Source organism: Helicobacter sp. (assembly GCF_022511165.1).
Taxonomy (GTDB): Bacteria; Campylobacterota; Campylobacteria; order Campylobacterales; family Helicobacteraceae; genus Helicobacter_C.
Window position 1 is genome coordinate 1 of the sequence record NZ_JAFLSB010000063.1, and the last position, 5,561, is coordinate 5,561.

Genomic DNA, 5,561 nt, shown 5'->3' on the forward strand with positions numbered 1-5,561 from the left:
AAAATAATCATCTTTTATAAGCTCAAAATACACATCACCATACTGCCCCACTTCACGCACACAAGGAGCAAAAAACTCCACCCCTCTAAGCCTTGTTTGAGATTGCTTATCAAGCAAAATATATTCAAAATGTTTGCCCTCTTTGCCTAGGGGCTTTATAGATTCTATACTTAATTGCTCACACACAAACAGAGGCGTAGGATTCCCCGCACCAAAAGGCTCAAAGGCTTCAATGCACTCCATTAGCTCATTATCAATATCTATACTTTTGATACACCCTAGCACATTATCCTCGCCCTTAGTCTCTTCAAGCACAAGATGTGTGGAAAAAAATGTGATGAAATTCTGCAGATTCTGCGCTTCTAAGCTTAGCCCAACCGCCCCGCTATGCCCTCCAAAATTGAGCAAACTCTCTCCAAAAGGGATAATGCTCTCTATAAGATTCACATCGCCAAAACTGCGCCCACTGCCCCTTAGCACATTATTACATTCATTAAACACAAAAGCACTTTTTTTGTATTTTTTTGCCAAAAAAGAAGCGACTATGCCTAGCACTCCCTCATTCCAACCCTGTGCATAGCTCACTACCACATTTTCTTTTTCTATAAGAACATTATGTGTAGATTCTAGAATCTCGCCCTGAATGCGTTTGCGCTCATTATTAAGGCTCACAAGCTGCTCATACGCGATTTTAGCGTGGGTATAGTCCTCGCTCACTAAAAATTCAAGCGCCATATTTGCGCTTGCTATGCGTCCGGGAGCATTTAAAAGCGGAATCACATAAAAGCCAAGCGTCTGCGCATCAAGCCTTTTATACTTCTCTCGCAGAATCTGCGCAAATGGCGCAGAAGTCGTATGCAGGGATTGAATGCCTTTTTTGACAAACAAGCGATTAATACCCACTAGAGGCATTACATCGCCAATACTTGCAAGAGCCAAATAGGGCAAAAATACGCCCATATCAATGTTTGATTGCAAAATCTGCTTTAAAGTAGCACAAAAATACCAAGCCACCACCGCACCACAAATGCTTTTTTGAGGGAAAAAACATTCAGGCAAATAAGGGTCAATAATCACATCGGCATTTGGGAGTTGCGCGGTAGGCGTGTGATGATCAGTAATCACAAGGGGGATTTGAGCTTCCCTGCACCACTGCGCCGCACTTAGAGCAGTTATACCATTATCCACACTCACTACCACAGCGGCATTTTGAGCATATTTATCTAAAAGCGCGCCACTTACCCCATAGCCATCTTCAAAGCGATGAGGGATAATAAGGCGCATATTGGCATAGCCAAGCATTCTAAAAAAAAGCACCATAATCGCACTTGCACACACGCCATCAGCATCATAATCCCCTACAACAAGTACTTCTTGCCCTTTTTTAATACACTCTGCAACAATCTCTGCTCCCTCAAAAGTATGCGCAAGACATTGAGGCAAGGGCAAATCTTGCAAAGATGAGAATCCTCGCTCCACATCACGCGCTAGAAGCAAATCTAAAATTTGGGCTTTACTCAAAATAGGATAGCTCATTTATACCCCTCTTTGCGCCTTATGCTAGGGCAAGAACTATGCTTTTTTATGCGCAAGAGTTTGCCTCACAAAATCAAGAATCACAGGATTTGGACGCTGCAAACGCGAGGTAAATTCAGGGTGAAACTGCACCCCCACAAACCACGGGTGATGAGCAAGCTCAATAGATTCTATAAGTCCATTACTCTCACCGCTAATAATCATACCATTTTGTTCAAAAAGCTCACGATAAGCAGGATTTGCCTCGTAGCGGTGGCGATGCCGCTCTTTAATTAATTTTTGCTTGCCATAGGATTCATAAAGCTTTGTGCCCTCTTTAAGGTGGCATTCATATTCGCCTAATCGCATTGTTCCGCCCATTGGCGAAGTATGTGTCCTTAGCTGCACATTGCCTTGTGCATCTATAAAATCCTCGATGAGATAGATAATAGGCTCTTTGGTATGTAAATCAAACTCCACAGAATTTGCCTCTTTGATTCCTAGCACATTACGCGCAAATTCAATCAAAGAAAGCTGCATACCAAGACAAATGCCAAGCATAGGGATATTATTTTCTCTCGCATAAGTAATCGCCTTTAATTTGCCATTAATCCCCCGCTCGCCAAATCCTCCCGGAATAAGAATAGAATCTACATCATACAAAAGGCTGATATTTTCTTCTAAACGCTCACTATCAATCCACTTGATATTCACGCGTGTATCGGTATTTGCTCCTGCGTGAATAAGGGATTCTATAAGTGATTTATATGATTCTTTAAGGCTCAAATACTTCCCCACAAAACCAATGCTTATCTGACTTTTAGGCGCAATGATTTTTTTTACAAGCATATCCCAATTATCCATTTTAGGCTCTAATACCCCAAGCTCCAAATGCCGAGCTATGGGAGTAAGTATGCCTTCTTCTAAAAAATTAAGTGGGCATTTATAGATACTCTCTGTATCCTCTGCAACAATCACGCTATCATCATCGACATCACAGCTCATTGCAAGTTTGCGTTTTAATTCTTTATCAAGATTCCTCTCACATCGCGCAACAAGAATCTGCGGTGAAATCCCTATGCGCCTAAGCTCTTGCACAGAATGCTGCGTGGGCTTAGTTTTAAGCTCTCCTGCTGCACGCACAAGAGGGATAAGCGTTACGTGAATAGAAATCACTTGTTTATTACTAAGTTCGTGCTTCATTTGGCGCATTGCCTCAAGATAGGGCATACCCTCTATATCACCAACCGTGCCCCCAAGCTCCACCACAAGAAAATCACTTCTTTCTCCTGCGAGTTTAATACGCGCTTTAATCTCATCAACAATATGTGGCACGATTTGAATGGTTTTTCCAAGATATTTACCCTTGCGCTCATTTTCAATCACTGACATATACACTTGCCCGGTGGTAAAATTATTTGTCTTGTAAAAATCTTTATTTAAAAAACGTTCATAATGTCCTATATCTAAATCTGTCTCCGCTCCATCGCAAGTTACAAACACTTCGCCGTGTTCAAGTGGACTCATCGTGCCCGGATCAACATTGATATAAGGGTCAATTTTAAGAATAGAGACATTATAACCGCTATGTTGCAAGAGAGTTGCTATGGAAGAAGAGGTGATACCCTTCCCAAGAGAGCTTAAAACGCCTCCGGTTACAAAAATATACTTCACTGACATTTTATTCCCTTCATCAAGATTCTAAAATTTATGCAAATAATAATAAATTAGGAGTTAAAAGTGTGTTAATTTACCCTTTTTTGTATTTTCTCTCCTATGATATCAATAAAAATTATTATATATCATTCTTAAGGAGATAGTTTTGCAAGATATGCTTATTTTATTTATTGCTCTTTTTATCTGCACCTACACATTACCAAGTATCATTTTAGCCATACTTCAATTTAAACATATCAAAGCAGAATTGCGCAAACCTGCCATTCTTTTAGAATCTGAAGATTATATCTTAGCAGGAGAATACGCCCTTGCTTCCTTGCGACTTGATATACTTTCTAAAATCACTGAAGCGCTTGTGTTTGCTCTATGGGTGAGCTTTGGCTTACATCTATTAAGCACAGAGCTTACATCACTTTTTCCAATAGATACTAATCCTTTATGGCAAGGTGTGGCTTTGGTGCTAAGTTTTATGCTTATTGGGAGCATTATTGACTTACCTTTTTCTCTTTATAAAACCTTTTGGCTTGATAAAAAATTCCACTTCAGTAAGCAAACACCGCTCATTTTTATTTCTGATTCCATTAAAACATTATTTTTAAGTCTCATTGTAGGCGGCATTGTGACAACATTGCTCATTTTAATCATAGAGCATATTTCACTTTGGTGGATTGTAGGATTTATTGTATTGCTTGCTGTGGTAATTCTAGCAAATTTTATTTACCCCACACTCATCGCACCATTATTTAATACATTCACTCCACTTGAAGATGAAAATCTCAAATCGCGTATAGAATCTTTACTCAATAGTATAGGCTTTAAAAGTAGCGGTGTATTTGTGATTAATGCCTCAAGACACGATGGGCGACTGAATGCGTATTTTGGTGGGCTTGGCAAAAGTAAGCGCGTGGTGCTCTTTGACACTCTGCTTGATAAAATTAGCGCTGATGGGCTTATTGCTATTTTAGGACACGAGCTTGGGCATTTTAAGCATAATGATATTTTTAAAAATATCATTATTATGGCTTGTGTGTTTTTTGTGCTTTTCTTTGTTGTGGGGCATTTACCTCTGCAGCTCTTTGATACAATCGGTTTAGCACACAATGGGGCGGGGATTTTGATTGTAATGCTTCTTATCTCGCCCGTTATTGCCTTTTGGTTTATGCCTCTTATTGGTTATTTTAGTCGCAAAGCAGAATATGCAGCCGATGAATTTGGAGCAGATATTTCAAGCAAACACTGCCTTGCAAATGTGCTTGTGCGCCTTGTCAATGAAAATAAAAGCTTTCCTAGCTCCCACCCTGCTTATATTTTCTTTTATTACACCCACCCACCACTCCTTCAAAGATTAAAAGCCCTTGATTATGAGCTCTAGCATTGATGAGCTTTTGCAAAGTGCGACAAAAGAGCTTTCCTCTGTCGCTCAAAGCCTCCATTTAAAGCCAAGAATGGAGAGTGAGCTACTGCTTAGTTTTGTATTAAAACTCCCTCGAATCTACCTCCACACTCATAGCACACAGATTCTAGAATCTACCCTTGTGCAGCATTATCTCTCACTCATCGCATTACGCAAACAAGGCACGCCACTTGAATACATTACCCAAAGTGCGAGTTTTTATGGCTATGATTTTTTTGTGAATCCCTCTGTGCTTATCCCACGCCCCGAAACAGAGATTTTAATCGATAAAGCAAGAGAGCTTATCCACACTCACCATATCCATTCCATAGTGGAAGTAGGTATAGGCTCTGGCATCATCACTACTACACTTGCAAAACTAGAGCCACAATGCCGCTTTTTTGCTACCGATGTGAGCCAAGAAGCCCTTTGTGTCGCACAAAAAAATATCATTACTTATGCGCCAAATGCAGATATTACCCTGTGCCATTGCTCTATTATCCCTCCTGATGTGCCACCCTTTGAACTTCTTATCAGCAATCCTCCCTACATTAGAGATGATTATCCCATAGAGAAGCCTCTACTTTTTGAGCCCCATCTTGCCCTCTTTGGTGGAAAGGACGGGCTAGATGTATATAGAAAAATTTTACAAGCTATTAAAACGCACACCAATATATGGCTACTCTGCGAAATGGGCTATGATCAAAAAGAAGCAATAAGCGAACTTTTGCGTGATGCGCTCAATGTATCATTCTATAAAGATTTAAGTGGCTGGGATAGGGGCTTTAGCGCCTATTTTGCTTGAGAGAATGTAAAAGCAAAGCTATGGATAAACGCAGAATCTCTATCTCTAAAATCCCAAAATTGATATTTTAATATATAAATTATACATCTAGCGGACTAAGAAAGCTTGGCTCTTGATTCTTCTTTAAGGTTTTAAAATCATCTAGATTCTCATCAAAATCTCTTTTTTGAT

Annotated in this window: 4 protein-coding genes; 2 read left to right on the forward strand and 2 right to left on the reverse strand. The window is 39.9% G+C overall.

The annotated features are described in order from the left end of the window. Both recJ and pyrG read right to left on the reverse strand, forming a co-directional pair. Positions 1 to 1,536, reverse strand: a 1,536-nt coding sequence (gene recJ, locus J1E28_RS07450) for a single-stranded-DNA-specific exonuclease RecJ (protein ID WP_291028349.1), incomplete at its 3' end; no start/stop codon positions are given. Between the two features lie 36 nt (positions 1,537 to 1,572). Continuing rightward, the gene (gene pyrG / locus J1E28_RS07455) at positions 1,573 to 3,195 is read right to left on the reverse strand and encodes a glutamine hydrolyzing CTP synthase (RefSeq protein WP_291028351.1); all 1,623 of its coding nucleotides are present in this window, start codon (positions 3,193 to 3,195) and stop codon (positions 1,573 to 1,575) included. A gap of 151 nt (positions 3,196 to 3,346) precedes the next feature. Between pyrG and J1E28_RS07460 the strand changes: the two genes are divergently transcribed. Both J1E28_RS07460 and prmC read left to right on the forward strand, forming a co-directional pair. Beyond that, positions 3,347 to 4,564 carry a M48 family metallopeptidase gene (locus tag J1E28_RS07460; protein ID WP_291028355.1) on the forward strand — a complete coding sequence of 406 codons (1,218 nt, stop codon included), beginning with the start codon at positions 3,347 to 3,349 and terminating at the stop codon, positions 4,562 to 4,564. Beyond that, a complete protein-coding gene (gene prmC, locus J1E28_RS07465) occupies positions 4,554 to 5,390 on the forward strand; it encodes a peptide chain release factor N(5)-glutamine methyltransferase (RefSeq protein ID WP_291028353.1) in 837 nt (278 codons plus the stop codon). The genes J1E28_RS07460 and prmC overlap by 11 nt, the downstream gene beginning before the upstream one ends. Positions 5,391 to 5,561: the final 171 nt, after the last annotated feature.